Origin of the sequence: Neorhizobium sp. DAR64860/K0K1 (assembly GCF_050500205.1) — a bacterium.
Taxonomy (GTDB): Bacteria; Pseudomonadota; Alphaproteobacteria; order Rhizobiales; family Rhizobiaceae; genus Neorhizobium; species Neorhizobium soli.
Genome location: NZ_CP191459.1, coordinates 3,392,993 through 3,413,971, shown reverse-complemented (window position 1 = coordinate 3,413,971; position 20,979 = coordinate 3,392,993). Strand labels below are relative to the sequence as shown.

25 protein-coding genes and 1 tRNA gene are annotated in these 20,979 nt (G+C 60.0%); 19 read left to right on the top strand and 7 right to left on the bottom strand.

Annotated elements, in window-relative coordinates:
• Window positions 1–424: 424 nt before the first annotated feature.
• Window positions 425–514: transfer RNA gene (locus ACQY1J_RS21145), tRNA-Ser, on the bottom strand.
• 304 nt (window positions 515–818) lie between these two features.
• Between ACQY1J_RS21145 and rplU the strand changes: the two genes are divergently transcribed.
• From rplU to ACQY1J_RS21075, 14 genes are all read left to right on the top strand, one after another.
• Window positions 819–1,130, top strand: coding sequence for a 50S ribosomal protein L21 (rplU, locus tag ACQY1J_RS21140; protein WP_092665082.1), 312 nt, complete (start codon window positions 819–821; stop codon window positions 1,128–1,130).
• Window positions 1,131–1,162: 32 nt separating this feature from the next.
• Entirely contained in the window at window positions 1,163–1,432 is a 270-nt protein-coding gene (rpmA, locus tag ACQY1J_RS21135; protein ID WP_062462735.1) for a 50S ribosomal protein L27, read from the top strand.
• 130 nt (window positions 1,433–1,562) lie between these two features.
• Window positions 1,563–2,210 carry a GNAT family N-acetyltransferase gene (locus ACQY1J_RS21130; RefSeq protein WP_430250773.1) on the top strand — a complete coding sequence of 216 codons (648 nt, stop codon included), beginning with the start codon at window positions 1,563–1,565 and terminating at the stop codon, window positions 2,208–2,210.
• Window positions 2,207–2,812 (top strand): GNAT family N-acetyltransferase, encoded by a 606-nt coding sequence (locus tag ACQY1J_RS21125; protein ID WP_162759451.1) that lies wholly within the window; start codon window positions 2,207–2,209, stop codon window positions 2,810–2,812. Before ACQY1J_RS21130 ends, ACQY1J_RS21125 begins: the two co-directional genes overlap by 4 nt.
• Before the next feature lie 165 nt (window positions 2,813–2,977).
• On the top strand, window positions 2,978–4,039 hold the full coding sequence (gene obgE / locus ACQY1J_RS21120) for a GTPase ObgE (protein ID WP_430250772.1): 1,062 nt from the start codon (window positions 2,978–2,980) through the stop codon (window positions 4,037–4,039).
• Window positions 4,036–5,256, top strand: a complete 1,221-nt coding sequence (gene proB, locus ACQY1J_RS21115) for a glutamate 5-kinase (protein WP_430250771.1) — start codon at window positions 4,036–4,038, stop codon at window positions 5,254–5,256. Before obgE ends, proB begins: the two co-directional genes overlap by 4 nt.
• Window positions 5,246–6,526, top strand: a complete 1,281-nt coding sequence (locus tag ACQY1J_RS21110; protein WP_430250770.1) for a glutamate-5-semialdehyde dehydrogenase — start codon at window positions 5,246–5,248, stop codon at window positions 6,524–6,526. Before proB ends, ACQY1J_RS21110 begins: the two co-directional genes overlap by 11 nt.
• Window positions 6,527–6,563: 37 nt before the next feature.
• Entirely contained in the window at window positions 6,564–7,160 is a 597-nt protein-coding gene (locus ACQY1J_RS21105; protein WP_430252023.1) for a nicotinate-nucleotide adenylyltransferase, read from the top strand.
• Between the two features lie 121 nt (window positions 7,161–7,281).
• Window positions 7,282–7,698 carry a ribosome silencing factor gene (gene rsfS / locus ACQY1J_RS21100; RefSeq protein WP_062577032.1) on the top strand — a complete coding sequence of 139 codons (417 nt, stop codon included), beginning with the start codon at window positions 7,282–7,284 and terminating at the stop codon, window positions 7,696–7,698.
• Window positions 7,699–7,812: 114 nt separating this feature from the next.
• Window positions 7,813–8,295 (top strand): 23S rRNA (pseudouridine(1915)-N(3))-methyltransferase RlmH, encoded by a 483-nt coding sequence (rlmH, locus tag ACQY1J_RS21095; RefSeq protein WP_062463039.1) that lies wholly within the window; start codon window positions 7,813–7,815, stop codon window positions 8,293–8,295.
• 106 nt (window positions 8,296–8,401) lie between these two features.
• The gene (locus ACQY1J_RS21090; protein ID WP_430250769.1) at window positions 8,402–9,826 is read left to right on the top strand and encodes a murein hydrolase activator EnvC family protein; all 1,425 of its coding nucleotides are present in this window, start codon (window positions 8,402–8,404) and stop codon (window positions 9,824–9,826) included.
• On the top strand, window positions 9,816–11,147 hold the full coding sequence (locus ACQY1J_RS21085) for a S41 family peptidase (protein WP_062462763.1): 1,332 nt from the start codon (window positions 9,816–9,818) through the stop codon (window positions 11,145–11,147). Before ACQY1J_RS21090 ends, ACQY1J_RS21085 begins: the two co-directional genes overlap by 11 nt.
• 81 nt (window positions 11,148–11,228) lie before the next feature.
• The gene (locus ACQY1J_RS21080; protein ID WP_430250768.1) at window positions 11,229–12,428 is read left to right on the top strand and encodes a divergent polysaccharide deacetylase family protein; all 1,200 of its coding nucleotides are present in this window, start codon (window positions 11,229–11,231) and stop codon (window positions 12,426–12,428) included.
• Between the two features lie 15 nt (window positions 12,429–12,443).
• Window positions 12,444–12,977, top strand: coding sequence for an RNA pyrophosphohydrolase (locus ACQY1J_RS21075; RefSeq protein ID WP_062577041.1), 534 nt, complete (start codon window positions 12,444–12,446; stop codon window positions 12,975–12,977).
• Between the two features lie 93 nt (window positions 12,978–13,070).
• Here ACQY1J_RS21075 and bfr read toward each other — a convergent pair whose 3' ends face one another.
• The 3 genes from bfr to ACQY1J_RS21060 form a co-directional block, all read right to left on the bottom strand.
• A complete protein-coding gene (gene bfr / locus ACQY1J_RS21070) occupies window positions 13,071–13,556 on the bottom strand; it encodes a bacterioferritin (protein WP_062462773.1) in 486 nt (161 codons plus the stop codon).
• A complete protein-coding gene (locus ACQY1J_RS21065) occupies window positions 13,522–13,833 on the bottom strand; it encodes a (2Fe-2S)-binding protein (RefSeq protein ID WP_062462776.1) in 312 nt (103 codons plus the stop codon). Before ACQY1J_RS21065 ends, bfr begins: the two co-directional genes overlap by 35 nt.
• A gap of 95 nt (window positions 13,834–13,928) precedes the next feature.
• Complete coding sequence (locus tag ACQY1J_RS21060) at window positions 13,929–14,396, bottom strand: hypothetical protein (RefSeq protein ID WP_139283918.1); 468 nt, start codon at window positions 14,394–14,396, stop codon at window positions 13,929–13,931.
• Between the two features lie 477 nt (window positions 14,397–14,873).
• Here ACQY1J_RS21060 and ACQY1J_RS21055 point away from each other — a divergent pair, with 477 nt between their 5' ends.
• Window positions 14,874–15,311 (top strand): metallopeptidase family protein, encoded by a 438-nt coding sequence (locus ACQY1J_RS21055; RefSeq protein ID WP_062462782.1) that lies wholly within the window; start codon window positions 14,874–14,876, stop codon window positions 15,309–15,311.
• Between the two features lie 34 nt (window positions 15,312–15,345).
• On the opposite strand, the gene ACQY1J_RS21050 is transcribed toward ACQY1J_RS21055, so the two are convergent.
• Together ACQY1J_RS21050 and ACQY1J_RS21045 are read right to left on the bottom strand one after the other, a co-directional pair.
• Window positions 15,346–15,552: a DUF1737 domain-containing protein gene (locus tag ACQY1J_RS21050; RefSeq protein ID WP_062462785.1), complete on the bottom strand. Its 207-nt coding sequence runs from the start codon at window positions 15,550–15,552 to the stop codon at window positions 15,346–15,348.
• Window positions 15,549–16,424: an HpcH/HpaI aldolase/citrate lyase family protein gene (locus tag ACQY1J_RS21045; protein WP_430250767.1), complete on the bottom strand. Its 876-nt coding sequence runs from the start codon at window positions 16,422–16,424 to the stop codon at window positions 15,549–15,551. The genes ACQY1J_RS21050 and ACQY1J_RS21045 overlap by 4 nt, the downstream gene beginning before the upstream one ends.
• 143 nt (window positions 16,425–16,567) lie before the next feature.
• On the opposite strand from ACQY1J_RS21045, the gene ACQY1J_RS21040 reads away from it, so the two are divergent.
• The 4 genes from ACQY1J_RS21040 to leuB all read left to right on the top strand — a co-directional run bounded on the left by ACQY1J_RS21040 (window position 16,568) and on the right by leuB (window position 19,097).
• The gene (locus tag ACQY1J_RS21040; protein WP_062462792.1) at window positions 16,568–16,810 is read left to right on the top strand and encodes a hypothetical protein; all 243 of its coding nucleotides are present in this window, start codon (window positions 16,568–16,570) and stop codon (window positions 16,808–16,810) included.
• Window positions 16,811–16,936: 126 nt separating this feature from the next.
• Window positions 16,937–17,542 carry a 3-isopropylmalate dehydratase small subunit gene (leuD, locus tag ACQY1J_RS21035; RefSeq protein ID WP_430250766.1) on the top strand — a complete coding sequence of 202 codons (606 nt, stop codon included), beginning with the start codon at window positions 16,937–16,939 and terminating at the stop codon, window positions 17,540–17,542.
• A 10-nt stretch (window positions 17,543–17,552) separates the two neighbouring features.
• Window positions 17,553–17,942, top strand: a complete 390-nt coding sequence (locus tag ACQY1J_RS21030) for a RidA family protein (protein WP_184655582.1) — start codon at window positions 17,553–17,555, stop codon at window positions 17,940–17,942.
• Window positions 17,943–17,987: 45 nt separating this feature from the next.
• Entirely contained in the window at window positions 17,988–19,097 is a 1,110-nt protein-coding gene (gene leuB, locus ACQY1J_RS21025; RefSeq protein ID WP_430250765.1) for a 3-isopropylmalate dehydrogenase, read from the top strand.
• A gap of 79 nt (window positions 19,098–19,176) precedes the next feature.
• Here leuB and ACQY1J_RS21020 read toward each other — a convergent pair whose 3' ends face one another.
• Window positions 19,177–20,892 (bottom strand): MFS transporter, encoded by a 1,716-nt coding sequence (locus ACQY1J_RS21020; protein WP_062462807.1) that lies wholly within the window; start codon window positions 20,890–20,892, stop codon window positions 19,177–19,179.
• Window positions 20,893–20,979: the final 87 nt, after the last annotated feature.

The following is a 20,979-nucleotide window of genomic DNA, read 5'->3' as shown; positions in this document are numbered from 1 at the left end:
TTCGAATGGGTTGATTTCATCCCTACCGATCTGGAAACAGTCCCACATGCAAGCGGAGTGTATGTCTTCTAGAACATCACCGAGCAGCCCGTTTACGTGGGCAAGTCGAGCAAGAACGTTCGCATTCGGGTCAAGGATCATCAAACGAGGTTTTGATTTAAGGCACCACTGGTCGTGCGGTTCGTTCCTGGCGGTCCAGGACCCAGATCTACGACTAAAAATCCAGACGATCTTGATTAAATCCCTCGGCGAACACGCCTTGCTACCTAAAAGCGTGGTGCGTGACGAGTCATGAAAATCGTGCATGACGCAGTCACGGCCGGGCAGCGTTAAAAGCATCAACGCCTAAATGTGGGTTGAGTTGTGGGCTGACCACTTTCGCGCCGGCAAAAATTTCGTAAAAACAAAAGCTTAAAAATGGCCATGGCGGAGAGGGTGGGATTCGAACCCACGATACGGTTGCCCGTATGCCGCATTTCGAGTGCGGTGCTTTCGACCACTCAGCCACCTCTCCGCTTTGCTGGTCGGCGCATTTGATGCGCGGCTGTCTCATAGCGGCGAAAAATCGGGCTGGCAAGGGGTGAAATGCAAGTCTTCATATCCTTTCGCCTTGACAGTTTTTAGGGCCTCGCGTAAGGCCGGACGCGTCGAAGTGTGGAAAAATGTCCAGATCAGACGTTGCGCGCCAAGGCGCGCAGAAAATCACCGGCAGATGCGTTCTGGAAGATCCTTCTTTCGCAACCCTGCTAAAGCCCGACTGAGAAAAAGACGGCCGTCCTTTTGGGGATAGAGCCGGAACGAACATGAAAGGATAACCAATGTTCGCAGTCATCAAGACCGGCGGTAAACAGTACCGCGTGGCCGCCAACGACGTGCTCACCATCGAAAAGCTGGAAGCAGACGCTGGCGCAATCGTAGAATTCAACGAAATCCTGGTTATCGGCGTCGGCGCCGATGCCAAGTTCGGCGCTCCCTTCGTTTCGGGTGCGACGGTCAAGGCTGAAGTTGTAGAGCATAACCGTGGCAAGAAGGTTCTGTCCTTCAAGAAGCGTCGCCGCCAGAATTCCAAGCGTATTCGCGGTCATCGCCAGCATCACACGGTCGTCCGCATCACGGACATCCTCGGCTAATCCAGGTTTTCGAAAGTTAAAGGAGAACACCAATGGCACATAAAAAAGCTGGCGGCTCGTCGCGTAACGGTCGCGATTCTCAGTCCAAGCGCCTTGGCGTGAAGAAGTTCGGTGGCGAAGTCGTCATTCCGGGCAACATTATCGTGCGTCAGCGCGGCACGCAGTGGCATCCGGGCGCCAATGTCGGCATCGGCACAGACCACACGATCTTCGCACTGACGGCAGGCAACGTGAATTACCGTACGCGCGCTAATGGCCGCGTATACGTGTCCGTTATGCCGAAAGCCGAAGCCGCAGAATAAAGCCGGCAAGCGTTAAGCAACCGGCGTCTCATCGACCCGGTTGAACGTTTGAAGGTTCAGTCAAAAAAAAGGGGAGATGGGGCGCTACCCATCTTCCCTTTTTCTTTTATCCCTCAAAGGAGACTGAACCATGCAAGGCGAATTAGTAAGGGCTGGCCAATTACGGCCGCCGGAAACCAGACCAGAGGAACGGCTCAGGCCGGACCGGCTGAGAAGCGATTGCCCCGTCTTACTGTCGCAGAGCCTTGTTCTGCGCGCACCGCACGAAGACGATATTGACGCACTTGCCCATCTCGCCAACAATGCGAACATTGCGACCATGGTGTCGCGCATGCCGCATCCCTACACGTCTAAAGACGCGGCCGATTTCGTGCGACGCACGAATGCGGGCGAGATTGGCAAATGCGTTTATGCCGTGACCCGAGCTGACAACGGCCAGTTTCTCGGCTGCTGCGCACTCGAACCCCAGATCGACGAACGAACCCTCGAAATCGGCTACTGGCTGGGCGAACCCCACTGGAACAAGGGCTATGCCACGGAAGCGGCGCATGCACTGATCGACATGGCCTTCCGCACCCGCAGCCATATCGATCACATCGATGCCCGTTGCCGGGTCACCAACATCGCGTCGAAGCGGGTGATCCAGAAATGTGGCTTCCAGTTCCAGGGCACAGGCATGATCGAATGCCTGGCCTTGAGCGGAATGGTTGCCGTCGAATGGTTCCGGCTGGACCGCAAGACATGGATGTCGCTCAGAAGCTGGGGAGAACTGAGATGAACGCCGCCGTACTGGAAAAGACGAAGGCGGTCCGCACTCAGCCTGGCCCCTGCCCTGAAATCGTCACGCAGCGCCTGACGCTTCGCCCGCACCGCCTGTCGGATGCGTCAGCGATTGCCGAAACGCTTTCCGATTTCAAGGTCAGCCGCATGCTGTCGCGTGTTCCGCAGCCTTATGACCGTCAGGATGCGCTCGACTGGCTGGTGCCGCAAACTTCGGGCATCCTGCCGAACTGGCAGCTGGCGATCACCACCGGCGACGATGTGCATATCGGCGTTGTCGGCCTGGAACTCAGGCACGGCCGCTGGCATCTCGGTTACTGGCTGAACCGCCTCTATTGGGATCGCGGCTATATGAGCGAGGCAGCGTCGGGGGTCCTCGACCGCTTCTTCCGCCGCATGCCGGACACTGTCGTCCATTCGGGCGCGTTTGCCGACAATCTCGGTTCGCTCAATGTGCAGACAAAGCTCGGCTTCCGCATCACAGGCGCAAGCGATGTGTTCAACCGCGCCCGCAATGTCATGGTGCCGCATATCGAGACGGAGCTTGCCCCGGAGGATTTCCGGCTTCTGGCCCCCGCTCCCCGGCATGATCGCGCCTGATCATGCCTTGATCACGATCGGCCCCGGCGGATGCCTTGTCCGCCGGGGCCGTTTTCAGCGCATTCTGTCGATAGGCTTTGACCTAAAGCCTGTCGGACGGTATCGAAAACCTTAAGTACGTCCCGCCGGAGAGCGGGAGCGACCAAGAACAGGACTACCAGACCGATGAAATTTCTCGACGAAGCAAAAGTCTATATCCGCTCCGGTGACGGCGGCGCGGGCGCAGTTTCGTTCCGACGGGAAAAGTTCGTCGAATTCGGTGGACCTGATGGTGGCGATGGCGGCCGTGGTGGCGACGTGTGGGTCGAAGCCGTCAATGGCCTCAACACGCTGATCGATTTCCGTTTCCAGCAGCATTACAAGGCAAAGGTCGGCATCCACGGCATGGGCCGCAACCGCACCGGCGCCAATGGCGACAGTGTCACGCTCAAGGTTCCGGTCGGCACGCAGATCTTCGAGGAAGACAACGAAACGCTGATCATCGACATGACCAAGGAGGGTCAGCGGTTCAGGCTTGCCAAGGGCGGCAATGGCGGCTTCGGCAACACGCATTTCAAGAACGCCACCAACCAGGCACCGAACTGGGCAAACCCTGGCCTTGAGGGCGAGGAAGCCACCATCTGGCTGCGGCTGAAGCTGATTGCCGATGCAGGACTTGTCGGCCTTCCGAATGCCGGAAAATCCACCTTCCTGGCCTCGGTTACCCGCGCCCGCCCGAAGATCGCAAACTATCCCTTCACCACGCTGCACCCGAACCTCGGTGTCGCCACGATCGACGGCCGCGAGTTTGTTCTCGCCGATATTCCGGGCCTGATCGAAGGCGCTCATGAAGGCGTTGGCATCGGCGATCGCTTTCTTGGCCATGTGGAACGCACCCGCGTTCTGCTGCACCTCGTGTCTTCCATCGAGGAAGAAGTCGGCAAGGCCTACAAGACGGTCAAGACCGAGCTTCAGGCCTATGGTGGCGGTCTGACCGACAAGCGCGAAATCGTTGCGCTGTCGCAGATCGATGTGCTCGACGAGAAGGAACTGAAGAAGAAGGCCAAGGAGCTTGAGAAAGCCTGCGGCCAAAAACCTTTCCTGATCTCCGCCATCACCGGCACGGGCATGACCGATGTTCTGCGCGCGCTCCGCGATGTCATCGTCGCGGCAAGCGTCGGCGAAGACACGGCCCTGCCGAACCGCTCCGTTCCTGTTCAGGAGTCCGATGAGGACGTCGACGAATGACGCCAGGCCACGAGATCGGTCAAAAGCAGTCCTTAGCCGGGCAAGGTGATGGCGGCTGCAAGCCGCTCGCCGGCCATCGCCGGATCGTCATCAAGATCGGTTCAGCCCTGCTGGTCGATCGCAAGACCGGCCTGAAATCTCAGTGGCTCGGCGCGATCTGCGCCGATATCGCAGAGCTTCGGGCCAAGGGTATCGAGGTTCTGGTGGTCTCGTCAGGCGCAATCGCGCTCGGCCGCACCGTGCTCGACTTGGCCCACGGCGCCCTCAAGCTCGAGGAAAGCCAGGCAGCGGCAGCCGTCGGCCAGATCGCGCTGGCCCGCGCCTGGTCGGAAAGCCTGTCGCATGACGGGATCGTCGCCGGACAGATCCTGCTGACGCTGGGCGATACGGAAGAGCGTCGCCGCTATCTCAACGCCCGCGCCACGATCAATCAGCTTCTGAAGATCGGCGCGGTCCCGATCATCAACGAAAACGACACCGTCGCCACATCCGAAATCCGCTACGGCGACAACGACCGGCTTGCCGCGCGCGTCGCCACCATGACTGGCGCCGACCTTCTGGTTCTGCTGTCGGATATCGACGGTCTTTACACGGCACCGCCGCATCTCGATCCGGATGCGCAGTTTCTGGATATCATCAATGTCATCACACCCGAGATCGAGGCGATGGCCGGCGGTGCGGCATCTGAATTGTCGCGCGGCGGCATGCGCACCAAGATCGACGCCGGCAAGATCGCGACGACTGCGGGCTGCGCCATGATCATCGCATCGGGCAAGCCGGATCATCCGCTGCGCGCCATCGAACACGGCGCGCGATCCTCCTGGTTTGCCCCATCTGGCACACCGGTGACGGCAAGAAAGACCTGGATTGCCGGACAGTTGCAGGCGGCTGGCGAACTCGTCGTCGACGAAGGGGCCGAACGCGCGCTGGGATCTGGCAAAAGTCTGCTACCAGCCGGCGTGCGCCGCATCGAGGGCAATTTCCACCGGGGTGATACGGTCGCGATCATCGGCGCGGAAGGCCGCGAGATCGCCCGCGGTCTTGTCAGCTACGATGCCGACGAAGCGCGCCAGATCACAGGCCGCAAATCGACGGAAATCGAAGCCATTCTGGGCTATGCCGGCCGTGCCGCCATGGTTCATCGCGACGACCTTGTCATGACAGGCGCGATCAGGCGCACGACCACCCGCAAGGAGGATGCCGTCCATGTTGGATAAGGTCCAGATGACCGACGTTGCCGCAATCATGGATGCGATCGGCGTCAACGCAAAGGCTGCGGCCGGCGCATTGGCGACGGCATCGACCGAGCAGAAGAATGATGCGCTCAATGCCATGGCCGATCTGGTTCTCGCCAACAGCGCCGAGATCCTGAGCGCCAATGCCGAAGATCTCCGCAACATCGAGGGCAAGGGGCTCCTTCCCTCCTTCATCGATCGTCTGACGCTCACCGAAAAGTCGATCGCCGGCATGGCGGAGGCTCTTCGGGAAATCGCCGCGATCAAGGATCCGGTCGGTGAAGTGATCGCCGCCTGGGATCGCCCGAACGGGCTTCATATCGAACGTGTCCGCACGCCGCTCGGCGTGATCGGCGTCATCTACGAGAGCCGGCCGAACGTGACGGCCGACGCCGGCGCGCTTTGCCTCAAGGCCGGCAATGCGGTGATCCTGCGCGGCGGCTCGGATTCAATCCATTCATCGCAGGCAATCCATCACTGCCTGGTGGCGGGCCTCAAGCAGGCGGGTCTACCCGAACATGCGATCCAGCTCGTGCCGACGACCGATCGGGCGGCCGTCGGCGCCATGCTGTCGGGCCTCTCCGGCGCTATCGACGTCATCGTTCCCCGCGGCGGAAAAAGCCTGGTCGCCCGCGTCCAGTCCGAAGCCCGCGTGCCGGTCTTTGCGCATCTGGAAGGCCTTTGCCACATCTATGTCGATGCCTCCGCGGATCTGGAAATGGCAAAGGCGATCGTCGTCAACGCCAAGATGCGCCGCACCGGCGTCTGCGGTGCGGCCGAAACACTGCTGGTCGACAGCGCTGCCATCGGGACCCACCTGATGCCGGTGCTGGAGGCGCTGACGCAAGCCGGTTGCGAAATCCGCGCTTCGGCGGCCGTGCTCAAGGTTCACCCGGGCTTCAAGCCTGCGAACGAGGAAGACTGGCGCACGGAATATCTCGATGCCGTCATTTCGGTGGCGATCGTCGATGGCATTTCCGGTGCGATCCGCCACATCAACACCTATTCGTCCAACCACACCGAAGCGGTGATTGCGCAAGATCCGGCCGTGGTCGCGCGCTTCTTCAACGAGATCGATTCGGCGATCCTGCTCCACAACGCGTCTACCCAGTTTGCCGATGGCGGTGAATTCGGCATGGGCGGCGAGATCGGCATTTCCACGGGCAAGATGCATGCGCGCGGCCCTGTTGGCGTCGAACAGCTGACCTCGTTCAAATACAAGGTGCACGGCACCGGCCAGATCCGGCCCTGACGTGACGATAGAACGGATCGAAAGACGCCATCTCGCCATGCCGCATGTGGAACGGGGCATGGCCGTCGGCCTTTTTGGCGGTTCGTTCAACCCTCCACATGAAGGTCACCTTCTGGTCGCCGAAATCGCCCTTCGCCGGCTCGGACTCGATCAGCTGTGGTGGATGGTGACACCTGGCAATCCGCTGAAAAGCCGGTCGGAACTCGCGTCCCTCCCCGACCGCATCGCCATGAGCGAGCGGCTGATCCAGGATCCGCGCATCAAGGTCACCGCATTCGAGAAAGCACTCGGCGGCGCCTATACCGCCGATACGCTCTCCTTCGTCAAGGCGCGCAATCCGCATATCCATTTCATCTGGATCATGGGTGCAGACAGCCTCAGGACCTTCCACCATTGGCAGAAGTGGCAGGAGATCGTCTCTACCTTCCCGATCGCCGTGATAGACCGGCCGGGTGCCACCCTTTCCTTACTGTCATCAAAGATGGCCCGCACATTCCAGCATGCCCGTGTCGACGAGACAGATGCCGGTACGCTGTGGAAGCGCCGTCCGCCCGCTTGGACCTTCATCCACGGTCCGCGTTCGGCCCTCAGTTCAACGGCAATCCGGGCATCGGGAAAGACTTCCGATTCCTAAAACTGGAACATTCCGATCACTTGAAAGATAAAGCATTCAATGCCACCTTCCTTATGCGGCCGGTCATCAGACGGGATTCGCGCGAAGAGGATGTTGCTGTTACCGGACGAAAGGAACGACCCTGACAACAGTACACGCCAAGGGAAGGACGGCCTCCGTCATTCCGCAGAGCCTGGAACGTGGCGATGATGCCGCCGCCCATGCCCTCGATCAGGTCCTCACGAGCCTCGAGGACTCCAAAGCAGAAGATATCGTCACCATCAATATTGCCGGAAAATCCGCTCTCGGAGACTACATGGTCGTCGTCTCCGGACGATCGAGCCGGCATGTCATGGCGATCTGCGATCACCTCATCACCGACCTGAAAGCAGAGGGCCTCGGCGGGGCCCGTGTCGAAGGCATGGAGACGGGTGATTGGGTGCTGATTGACACTGGTGATATCATCATCCATGTGTTCCGTCCCGAAATCCGTGAGTTCTACAACATCGAAAAGATGTGGGCCGCTCCGGATGTCGAGGAAGGCACAGTGCTTCACTAACAGGCCGGGGCGTTCCTGAGCCGACAAGGGGCGACGATTGCATGCTGACGGCGGCGCGTTGACGACGTGGCGGCGCAGTGGCAGCCGAGAGCTCTGAAAACAACGGATCAGGACATGCGCATCAGCCTTTTTGCCGTGGGACGGCTCAAAGCCGGACCGGAGAAGGATCTTGCGTCCCGTTATCTCGACCGTTTCTCAAAGGCCGGGCCCGCGATCGGGCTCGAACTTGCCAGGATGATCGAAGTGCCGGAAAGCCGCGCCTCCAATGCCGAAACGCGAAAGCGCGAGGAGGCCGCCGCACTCGAAAAGGCCCTTCCCGATGGTGCCATCCTCGTTCTGCTCGATGAACGCGGCAAGGCGCTCGATAGCGAGGCGTTTGCCGGTCTGATCGACAAGTACAAGGACGGCGGCAAGCGCGACATGATGCTCGCGATCGGCGGCGCCGACGGGCTGGACCCGGATCTTCGGGCACGCGCTGATGTCGTCCTCAATCTCGGCTCTATGACATGGCCGCATCAGCTGGTCCGCATTCTCATCGCCGAACAGCTGTATCGCGCCGTCACCATCCTTTCAGGCCATCCCTACCACCGCGTTTAGACTTCGTTTACCTTCCGCGCCGATGTTGCGAAACACGATGTTGTTTATGGCTGGCCCCGGCGAATCAGCCTAGCCTTCGCAGGTCCGCTGCAGATTCGAGAACGCAATGACGATCAGGAGAGCCATAGCCCTGGGCCTTGCGCTGCCAGCGATGGCATCGGCGCTTGCCTTCGCGCCTCTCCGTCTGCCGCCCTTTCACTGGATTGCCTTAGCACAGGAAGCGGCACCGCCTGCGGCACAACCCTCCCCGCCCGCGACCGAAGCCTTGGCGGATCCGACCGCCGATCTTCAGAAGAGACGCAATGAGACCCGCGGCGAGCTGGAAGTGCTGGCCAAAAGCATGAGCCTTTCGTCGGAAAAGGTCGCTCAGATCGAGCACAGCATTTCCGGCATCAAGAAGACGTCTGCGGATATGCGCCAGGCGCTGATCGATTCAGCCGCGCGGCGCAAGGATCTGCAGTCGAAGATCCAGGTGAGCGAAGACAAGCTCGCTTCGCTGAAAGTGCAGGAAGACAAGATCCGCGTGGCCCTGAGGGGGCGTCGCTCGATCCTCGCCGAGGTGCTGGGTGCTCTGGAACGCATGGGCCGTAGCCCGCCGCCGGCGCTGCTGGTGTCGCCCGATGATGCGCTGGGTTCCGTCAGAAGCGCCATCCTGCTCGGCGCCGTCGTGCCCGGCATGCGGGCGGAGGCCGAAAGGCTGGTCACGGATCTTCAAAATCTCGCGAGCCTTCAGGCAGAGGCGGCCAAGGAAAAGGAAACCGTTTCGCAAACCATCACGGCAGGCGTCGAGGAAGAACGGCGGATGAACCTGCTGCTGGCTGAAAACGCCAAGCTGAACGCCGAGAACGAAAGACAGCTCGCCGCAGAACGCGCGCGTTCTCAAGAACTTGTCGGCCGCGCCACCTCGCTTCAGGATCTTATTCAGGGGCTTGAGGGACAGATCGCATCCGTGCGCGAAGGCATGGATCTGGCCCGTGCCGAGGAAGAGCGTCGGCGGCAGATGTCCGAAGAGGAACGCGAGAAAGCCCGGCAATTGGCCGAAAGCGGCGTGCCCGACAAAAACCGCATTGCGCCCGCATACGCGTTTTCAAGCCTCAGGCAAAAACTGGAGCTTCCAGTTGCCGGCGAAATATTGCGTGCGTTCGGCGATGCAGACGGAACGGGACACCCGGCACGCGGTATGACCGTGGCCTCCAACCCCGGCGCAGTGGTGACGGCACCGGCCGATGGGCTGGTCGTGTTTGCCGGTGCATTCCGGAGCTATGGCCAGATGATCATCCTGAACGCCGGCGACGGCTATCATGTTGTTCTGGCAGGAATGGACATGGTCAACGCGCGGCAGGGCAAGTTTGTCTTTGCTGGCGAACCGATCGCTGCCATGGGTGAGAAAAGAGTAGCAAGTGCGACCGCGTTGGCGCTGGAAACGGATCGCCCGACGCTTTACATTGAATTCCGAAAAGACGGCACTCCGGTTGATTCTAAACCGTGGTGGGCCAGCAAAGAAACTGGAAGGGCGCGAAATGATTCGTAGGGCTTCTCTTGTCATCGTCGGAGCACTGTTGGGTGCGACCGCGATGAGCGTCATTTATTCGGCCGGTGTCCCGGCTCAGGCCGCCGGGGCTTCCACCTATAAGGAACTGTCGATCTTCGGCGACGTGTTCGAGCGGGTTCGCGCCCAGTATGTGACGCCACCGGATGAAAACAAGCTGGTCGAAAATGCCATCAATGGCATGCTGAGCTCGCTGGATCCGCATTCGAGCTTCATGAATTCCAAAGATGCCGAAGACATGCGCACCCAGACGCGCGGTGAATTCGGCGGTCTTGGCATCGAAGTGACGATGGAGAACGAGCTCGTCAAGGTCATCACTCCGATCGACGACACGCCGGCATCCAAGGCTGGCATTCTTGCCGGCGACTTCATTACTGAAATCGATGGCCAGGCTGTTCGCGGCCTGAAACTTGAGGACGCCGTCGAAAAGATGCGCGGCGCCGTCAATACGCCGATCAAGCTGACGGTCATCCGACAGGGTGCCGACAAGCCACTCGACATCACCGTCATGCGCGACATCATTGCCGTGCGCGCCGTGAAATCCCGCGTCGAAGGCGGCGACATCGGATATGTGCGCGTCATCTCCTTTACCGAGAAGACCTATGACGATCTCGAAAAGGCGATCAAGAAGATCAAGGCCGACGTGCCTGCGGACAAGCTGAAGGGCTTCGTGCTTGACCTGCGCCTCAACCCGGGCGGTCTGCTGGATCAGGCGATCAACGTCTCCGACGCCTTCCTGGAACGCGGCGAAGTGGTTTCCACCCGCGGCCGCAATGCGGATGAGACACGCCGCTTCAATGCCGGCCCTGGCGACCTGACCGATGGCAAGCCGGTGGTTGTGCTCGTCAACGGCGGCTCGGCTTCAGCGTCTGAAATCGTCGCCGGTGCCCTTCAGGACCTTAAGCGCGCGACTGTTGTCGGGACCCGCTCGTTCGGCAAGGGCTCCGTCCAGACGATCATTCCGCTCGGCGAATCCGGTGCGCTGCGTCTGACAACGGCGCTCTATTACACGCCATCGGGCAAGTCGATCCAGGGAACGGGCATCACGCCTGACATCAAGGTCGAACAGCCGCTGCCGCCGGAACTGCAGGGCAAGGTCCGCGCCGAGGGCGAGTCGAGCCTCAAGGGCCATATCCAGGGCGCGGCCGAAACAGACGAAGGTTCCGGTTCGGCTGCCTATGTGCCGCCGGAAACCAAGGACGACCTGCAGCTGAACTATGCCATGGACCTGCTGCATGGGACAAAGACAGACCCGTCCTTCCCGGCAAGCCCCGACAAGGCTGCGGCCGCCGTCAAGAACTAATCAGGCAAACCGGTCAGGCGGCTGTTTCATCACAGCCGCCTGACCGCATTCATTTCGGCAGCGCAGACGCGGGCATATCCCTTGGGCAGCGATCTCCATGCACCGCTCGGTCAAAACCGGCCGCCGAAGCGACGAACGGCGCGTCGCCTGTCGGCCGTTGCCGTTTTAGGAAGCATCGGCGTGATTGCCGTCGTCGGCTTGTCGATCTATGCGATGCGAAACGACCCTCAGCTTGAGCGCATCGCCTCGAGCGAGCCCCCCTCCTCCACGGCGATCGCCCCCAAGACACCTGCCGATGATGCAGTTTCTCCCGAAAATGCCAACCCCAACGGCATGCCCCGGTCCAATCCGAATTCCGGCGCGACCATTGAGCAGAACCGGATGGCGGACGGCTCGGTCGTGACAAAATACACGCCGCGCGCAAGGGATGGAAACGGTCCCGTCCTTATCAATGCCCAGAGAATTGGCCAGGACCCGCGATTTGCGGCAGAGCCGAATACGTCTCTTCTGGAAGACACGGAATACGGCAAACTGCCGATCCTCGGCGAGGACGGCAGCCGGCCCATGGACCAGTATGCACGTCCCTGGTCCGGTGCCCGCGGCACAAGGATCGCAATCGTGGTCGGCGGCCTCGGTCTCAGCCAGACAGGCACCCAGCGCGCCATCCAGCAACTGCCATCAGGCGTGACGCTCGGCCTTGCCGCAAGCGGCAACAGTCTGCAGCGCTGGATGCAGGAAGCGCGCCGCGCGGGCCATGAAATCCTCATCCAGGTCCCGTTCGAGCCTTACGACTACCCGGCCAACGACCCCGGACCCGGCACGCTTCTCGTCAAGGATCCGGCGGCAAAGAACCTTGAGCGACTGCATGTGGCGATGGGCGAGATCACCAACTATACGGGGATCATAAACTACCAGGGCGGCCGCTATCTCTCCGACGTCAAGGCGCTTGAGCCTGTCCTGCGCGACATGGCCTCCCGCGGCCTGCTGTTCCTCGATGACGGCACCTCGGCCCAGTCGAAGACGGAGGTGCTGGCAAAGGCGATGCAACTGCCGCACGCCTTCGGTGACCTGACCCTGGACGGTCAGCTTCAATCCGACGCGATCCTCAAGAAACTTGACGAACTGGAGCGGATAGCCCAACGCAAGGGAACGGCAATCGGCATCGCCTCCGCCTTCGACGAGAGCATCGCGGCGATCCGCAAATGGGCCGACGAAGCCTCGCAACGCGGTGTTGAAATCGTCGGTGTATCGACGCTTGCCCGCGAGAGCGTGGCACCTTGAAGCAAGGGGAATGATATGGCCAAGGATCACAAGAAACCGGTGAAAGCGGACGATCTTCCCTATCGTCCCTGCGTCGGGGTCATGGTGCTCAACAGCGAGGGCCTCGTTTGGGCGGGACGCCGCATTGCTGCCGGCAACAGCGAATTCGACGGGTCTCCGCAACTGTGGCAGATGCCGCAGGGCGGGATCGACAAGGGCGAAGATCCCCTGCCCGCCGCCTATCGTGAACTGTACGAAGAAACGGGCATGCGTTCCGTCGCGCTGCTTGCCGAAGCCGGCGAGTGGATCAATTACGATCTTCCGGAACACCTGATCGGTATCGGACTGAAGGGAAAGTATCGCGGCCAGACGCAGCGCTGGTTTGCCTTCCGCTTTGACGGCGATGAAAGCGAGATCGCCATCAACCCGCCGCCGGGCGGCCATACGGCTGAATTCGATGCCTGGGAATGGAAGCCGATGCAGGATCTGCCCGGCCTGATCGTGCCGTTCAAGCGCGCGGTCTATGACAGGGTCGTCGCCGAATTTGCCCACCTCGCGCCGGCAGGCTGATTGCACGTCCGGTTAGCGCTGGTCGGATAAAGCAAAGCCCGGTGAAAGCATCTTCCACCGGGCTCGAGCGATAGAGTGTCGATGATTTGAGCTTTACTCAGCGGAGTCGGCTGATTCCGCGTTGAGCTGCCCGTATCTCTCTTCGCCGATCTTCGAGAGAAGTTCGAGCTGCGTTTCCAGGAAGTCGATATGACCTTCCTCATCCATCAGCAGCTGTTCGAAAAGCTTCATGGAGACATAGTCGCCGGCGGCGTGACAGATATCACGCGACGCCTTGTAGGCGGTGCGGGCATCGTATTCGCCAGCCAGATCGGCTTCGAGAACTTCCTTGACGTTCTGGCCGATGCGAAGCGGTGCCAGCGTCTGAAGGTTCGGATGACCCTCGAGAAAGATGATGCGGTCGATCAGGCGATCGGCATGCTGCATCTCTTCGATGGATTCGGCCCTCTCCTTCTTGGCAAGCTTGGTAAAACCCCAATCATGCAGGAGACGATAGTGCAGCCAGTATTGGTTCACAGCGCCAAGTTCGAGGAAGAGTGCCTCGTTAAGCCGCTCGATGACCTGTAAGTCGCCTTTCAATGTCCGCTCTCCTGTTTTCTTCGTGGAGTTGTTTCAAGCGCGACATATAGACGATCACGTCAGCTTCCGTCGAGTGCCGCTGGGCGTGATATTCCTCAGTGGTCTTGATGATCAGATCGACGACATTGGGAAAGCAACCGCAGCAACGGCCGCGTTTTTCCATCGCATGGTAGACCTTGACGGGAACGATAAGCTGCCAACAGTCCTCAGTGAGGAGTTGGATGATCGTATCCTTGATCTCCCTTTCGGTGATGTAATTGCAACTGCAAACCAGCATTTTGGATCGACCTGGAGAACATTGACCTCGATACAGACTTTTTGCAAAAGAGGACAAGCGATGTCAAGAAAGAATCCAGCCCGGTAATTGACATATCATAACCCCCTTATCAACGATCCGTGATCGGAGGCAGTGATGCCTAACCGGCTGCTGTGTCGCTGCGATATCTCTGAAAAGGCTCGGACGTCACTCGATCGAAACAACGCGCCGCCATAAGTTCCGTCCGCGGCAGAAGCAGAATCGCTCCACACGCCCGGAAAAGATGCGAGTGTCCCTTTGACGTCGAAACCCATCTGACGGAGTCTGTGGGAGGCATTGCCGAGCAAGCCCTGCTCTCCGCCACCGTAATCCGCACAGCCCGTGATATCCAGAGAGAGCCCGTTGCGCCCTTCTAGCGTCACCAGTGGCGTATATCGGTCGCACCAGTCGGAGAGCGCCATCAGAAGCGCCGCGTCGGCATCATCGTCTTCGTCCATCACGTCGAGCTCCGGAAAGATCGCTCGCGCTTCTGAAACGCCCTGCCCCAGCTTCAGGTTAAGGCGTTCGGCGGCCGCGTCGAGCACTGTCAGGCACATCCTGTTGGCGTGGCGCCCGGCAAAGACGATCGGTGGATGGTCGTGATGGCGGGAAGACCGCCAGTCCATACCCCAGCGGCGGCGCGCGATTCTGTCTGTTGACAGACGCGGGAACACGAGTGTCAGAATACGCCTCTGTCCATGCGCCAGAGGGGATCGAAAACAGGCGGTCACGCGGGTTCCAATCGAGACCAGACAAGAGCATCAGGAGCAAGCTCGCCAACCGCTTTCCGTCTCCGAGATCGGCTTGCGCAGGGCAAAAGTCTCTCCCGCGCCCAGGCACCTTTGGCCATGGCGTTAACTCCATCGATAATGTTCGCTTTATGTTCTTATGGATTCCAGACAAGTGGCAAAGAGTCAACAGCTGCCGATCAGGAATCTTTTCCTCTAAAAGCTATCGCAATGATTCTTTTCTCGAAATAGCTGCTTCAGGTATTATATGTGCCTGAGTTGGAAGGAGATCCCATGGCCCGCATTGACCAGACCGATGATTGGCAGGATCGCCATGCGCCGACGATCAGCACGTTCGAGTCGCTGGCATTAGAAGCCTACAGCCACCTTCCGGACGAATTCCGCAAACTTACAACGAACCTCACCATTGAGGTCGAAGAATTTCCGGACGACGACGTTTTCGAAGACATGGCGCTGGAAACGCCGTTCGACCTTCTGGGCCTGTTCGAAGGACGTGGCATTTCGGAACGGTTTACGGTCGAAACCGGCGAACTGCCCAATCGCATCCGGCTCTATCGCCGGCCTATCCTCGATTACTGGGCGGAGAATGAGGAAACGCTGGGCGATATCATCACCCACGTCCTTATCCACGAGATCGGCCATCACTTCGGCCTGAGTGACGACGACATGGAGCGCATCGAGGCGAGCGCCGAGGAAGCAAGCCAGCGCTGATCCAGCGCTGGCCGACACACCTCGGCCTAGCTTTTTACTGCTCGCCGAGCTTCATGTCGGGGCTGTATTCCTTGCCTTCTACGGTCTTCATCACGGCCTGGCCGCAATGCATCTCGCCCGTCTTGCCGTTGAAGGCGTAGCTTGGCGAACCGGAGAGTTCCCAGCCCTTGTTCAGCGCCGCCGTCACCCGGTGACAAAAGGCGGCATCGTCAGGACCGGTGATGAAACGATATACTTTCATGGCTTTCTCTTTCTGTTGGCGATGACCGCCGCGCTGGCGACGAGCTTTTCCGCATCTTCGAGATGCAGACGCTCGACCATGCGACCGTCGAGGTTGATGACGTTGAGCGTTTCGGCTCCCGGCTGGCGGAAGGCCTCGATGATGGCGCGCGCCTCTTCAAGCGCATCATCATCAGGACCGAAATGACGGTTGGCCGCGTCGATCTGCGCCGGATGGATCAGCATCTTGCCTGAAAATCCCATGGCGCGGCCCTGGGCGCACTCGGCTTCGAACGCGGCTTCGTCCTTGAAATCGTTAAACACGCTGTCGATCACATCGACACCATAGGCCCTGCCCGCCAGCACGACCTGCATCAACCAGGGTATGAGATTGGCCCGCCCCGGTTGCGGCAAAACACCCGTTGCCTTGCGAAGATCGTTGAGCCCCACGACGAGGCATTTGATCCGTCCGCCCACGCTCGAGATTTCGGCGGCGTTGAGGACGCCGAGGGGCGTTTCGATCATCGCCCAGATAGAGACCCTCTCCGGCACGCCCGACTGAGAAAGACGCTCGGCGATCACCCGAACGTCGTCCGCATGCTCAACCTTGGGAATGACCACCGCATCCGGCAGAAGTTCGACGATGAGCTCGAGATCCGCAGGACCGAATTCGCTTGTGAGTGGATTGATCCGGATAGCCGTCTCGAGACCATCGGAATTCAGCTCGGCAAAGCTTCTGCGGAGGTTATCCCGCGCTTCCGCCTTCTGTCCGGAGGCCACGGAATCCTCCAGATCGAAAATCACGCCGTCGCAGTCGAGCTGCGGGATTTTCGAAAGCGCACGGGTGTTGCTTGGGGGAACGCTCAGGAGCGAGCGCCGGATCAAAGCGGCCATCGCTTCGGGACCATGTAATCATTGGGAAAAGTCATAACGTGGTTGTGACAAGCTTTTTGGTCCTCGGCAAGACAGGAGGTCGTGAAACCACTTGTAAGCGGGGCCGGCCGGTCCCACATTTCAGACGTTGAAAGGTATGATCCATGCAAAACATTCGTGCATTTTTCGTCGTCGCCTCAGCTATTGCGGTGCTTGCCATGGCGGCGCTGTTTACAGCGTCTCTGACCGTCGCATTTGCCGGAATCCTCGTCCTTCTTTCAATTGGTAGGGCGATCTCGACCAGGTTGAACCCTGTACCCGTGCGAGCGAAATCGTTCGGACCAAAGCCGGCCAGCCGCGATATCCGTGTGTGGAACGACGGCCGCGGTACCATCATCGACCTCTAGCGTCATCATGTTCGCTCCGCCTGCGCGCTCTGGCGCAGCGGAGTACCGGTTGAAGGCATAATGCCCTTCAAATCGGCGGCAAATTGCTTTATTTGGCCTTCACGACAACTCCCTTGGAGGCAGATCATGGACAAGTTCACGCAACTCACAGGCGTCGCAGCGCCGCTTCCGGTCGTCAACATCGACACCGACATGATCATTCCCAAGGACTACCTGAAGACCATCAAGCGAACCGGTCTCGGCAAGGGATTGTTTGCGGAATCCCGCTACAACCAGGATGGCTCGGAAAACCCGAATTTCATCCTGAACAAGCCGGCCTATCGCAATTCCAAGATCCTGGTGGCTGGCGACAATTTCGGCTGCGGCTCGTCGCGTGAGCACGCGCCTTGGGCACTTCTCGATTTCGGCATCCGTTGCGTGATCTCGACCAGCTTTGCCGATATTTTCTACAATAACTGTTTCAAGAACGGCATCCTGCCGATCATCGTGTCTCCAGAAGATCTCGAAAAGCTGCTCGACGATGCGGATCGCGGCTCCAATGCCGTCATTTCGATCGATCTCGAAGCGCAGAAGATCACAGGTCCGGATGGCGGCTCGCTGCATTTTGACATCGATCCCGGCCGACGCCAGATCCTCTTGGAAGGTCTCGACGATATTGCTTCGACATTAAAGAGCGACGCCGTGATCTCGAGTTTCGAGGACAAGAACAGCACGGAACGCCCCTGGCTCTGAGGGTCATCAGATGGTCACGCATATCTCCTCGGGATCACCCTTCGAAGCGCGGATCGGCTATTCCCGCGCAGTTGTTGACCGTGACATGGTCTATGTCTCGGGCACGACGGGCTATGACTATGCCCTGATGGTGATGCCTGACGATGTCGCTGACCAGACCCGCAACGCGCTCGCCACTATCGCAAAAGCGCTTGGCGAAGCCGGCAGCAGCCTGAAGGACGTGGTCCGCGTGCGCTATTATCTCGTCGACATGGCCGACTACGATGCCGTGGTCGAGGTCGTCGGATCGGTATTTGCCCAGATTCGGCCGGCAGCGACCATGATCGTCTGCGGCCTCACCACCCCTGAAATGAAAATCGAGATCGAAGTGACCGCACGCATCGGTGCCGGCGCTTCCTGAAACAGCTGCCCAACCGCCGCCTGAACAATCAAGGACATCTGCACAATGGCAAAACACCTTTTCCTGCTTCCCGGTGATGGCATCGGTCCAGAGGCCATGGGCGAAGTGCGCAAGATCATCGCCCATATGAACGACGCCATGAGTGCCGATTTCGTCACCGACGAAGGTCTGGTCGGCGGCTGCGCCTATGATGCGCATGGCGCCGCCATTTCCGACGCGGATATGGAAAAAGCGATGGCGGCCGATGCCGTCCTGTTCGGCGCCGTCGGCGGTCCGAAATGGGATAGTGTGCCCTATGAGGTGCGCCCGGAAGCCGGCCTGCTGCGTCTGCGCAAGGATATGGAGCTTTTCGCAAATCTGCGTCCGGCCATCTGCTATCCGGCGCTTGCCGCCGCCTCTTCGCTGAAACCCGAACTGGTGGACGGGCTCGACATCCTGATCATCCGCGAACTGACCGGCGGCGTCTATTTCGGTGAGCCGAAGGAAATCATCGATCTCGGCAACGGCCAGAAGCGCGGCATCGATACCCAGATCTACGACACCTACGAGATCGAACGCATCGCAGGCGTTGCTTTCGAACTGGCGCGCACCCGCAAGAATGCCGTGTGCTCGATGGAAAAGCGCAACGTGATGAAATCCGGCGTGCTGTGGAACCAGGTCGTCACCGAAATCCACAAGGCGAAATATTCCGATGTGAAGCTGGACCACATGCTGGCCGATGCCGGCGGCATGCAGCTGGTTCGCGCCCCGAAACAGTTTGACGTCATCGTCACCGACAACCTGTTCGGCGACATGCTGTCCGACGTTGCGGCCATGCTTACGGGTTCGCTCGGCATGCTGCCGTCCGCGTCCCTCGGCGCCCCCGATGGCAAGACCGGCAAGCGCAAGGCGCTTTATGAGCCGGTCCATGGTTCGGCACCGGATATTGCCGGCAAGGGCATCGCCAACCCGATCGCCATGATCGCGTCCTTTGCCATGTGCCTGCGTTATTCGTTCAACATGATCACCGAAGCCGACAACCTGGAAAAGGCGATCGCCAACGTTCTCGACCAGGGCATCCGCACCGGCGACATCATGGCTGACGGCTGCCGCCAGGTCGGCACCGGCGACATGGGCGACGCCATCCTCAAGGAATTTTCCGGTCTTTCGGCCTGAGGGATCCCGCGAGGGGACCACTTCCCTGAAACGAAAAAGGGCCCGGCGTTTCCGCCGGGCCCTTCTTTTTGCTGACTGATCAGTCGTTGAGATCGATATTGCGCCGGTCCTTCACGAAGACCGCGCCGATGATGATCGTGAGAACGGCAAAGCCGACCGGGTACCAGAGGCCGGCATAGATATCCCCGGTCGAGGCAACGATCGCGAAGGAGGTGGCCGGCAGCAGCCCGCCGAACCAGCCGTTGCCGATGTGATACGGCAGCGACATGGCGGTATAGCGGATGCGTGTCGGGAAAAACTCCACCAGCGCCGCGGCGATCGGGCCGTAGACGATCGTCACATAGACGACCATGACCCAGAGAATGGCGATGACAGTCAAAGCCTGGGCATTGCCGAACACCGCGAAGAAGCCATCCACACGCACCTTGGCAGCATCGTTGGCGGCAGGGTAGCCGGCTGCCACGCTGGCCGGGCCGAGACGCTGGGCGAAGGTTTCGGTCTTGCCGTCCGGCAACGTCACATTGGCAACGGGAACGTCCGTGCCCGCTACGCTGACCGTGGTTGGCGCACCGGCGGCTGCTGGCACCAGCGTGTAGGTAAACGCCTGCTGCGACAGCGTGCGTCGCGCGACGTCGCATGGCTGCGTGAAGGTTCTGATACCAACAGGGTCGAACAGGGATCCGCATGTGGCCGGATCCGCCGAAACCTGGATCTGGACGTTTTTGATCGCTGCCGCGTAGGTCGGATTGGCGGTATTGGTCAATGCGTGGAACAGCGGGAAGTACGTGACCGCTGCGAGCGCGCAGCCTGCCAGAATGACCCATTTGCGGCCCACGCGGTCAGACAGCGCACCGAAGACGAGGAAGAATGGTGTGCCGAGAAGAAGCGACCAGGCAATCAGTACGTTCGCCGTCAGAAGGTCGACTTTCAGGATGCTCTGCAGGAAGAACAGCGCGTAGAACTGGCCGGTATACCAGACGACGGCCTGGCCGACGACAAGGCCGAACAGTGCTATCAGCACGATCTTGCCGTTCTTCCAGGTGCCGAAGGCTTCCGTCAGCGGTGCCTTCGAACGGGTGCCTTCTTCCTTCATCTTCTGGAAGACGGGGGACTCGTTCATCTGCAAGCGGATGTAGATGGAGACCGCAAGCAGCAGTGCCGATCCGAGGAACGGAATGCGCCAGCCGCCCAGCAGACCGAATATGACCGGATAGCTTGTGGCAAAGGCTTCTTCACCCATGTTGACGCGCAGCGTCACGATGACGGCGAGCGACAGCAACAGGCCAAGCGTCGCCGTCGTCTGAATCCAGGCCGTGTAAAATCCGCGGCGACCGGGCGGGGCGTGCTCCGCCACATAGACAGCAGCACCACCGTATTCGCCACCGAGCGCCAGGCCCTGCAACATGCGCAGCGCGATGAGAAGGATGGGCGCCGTTGCACCAATCTGCTCGTAGCTCGGCAGAAGACCGACAAAGAATGTCGATAGGCCCATGATCACGATCGTGACCAGGAAGGTATATTTGCGTCCGACAAGATCGCCGAGCCGTCCGAAGACCAGTGCGCCGAAGGGGCGGACGAGAAAGCCTGCAGCAAAGGCCAGCAGTGCAAAGATGGCCTGCGTGGCGGGCGGAAACGCCGAAAAGAACTGCCGGCCGATGATGACGGCAAGCGTTCCGTAGAGATAGAAATCATACCATTCGAAAATGGTACCCAGCGACGAGGCGAAGATGACCTTCTTTTCCTCGCGCGTCATGGGGCTAGCCTTCGTCCGGGCTGCCGTTGCGACGTGTGCCATTGTCGTCCTCCCAACAAGATGAACTCCGTGCCTTCCTGTCCGGCCATTCTCCTCCTCGGCCAGACAGGTTAGCGCAATCGTTGCAGA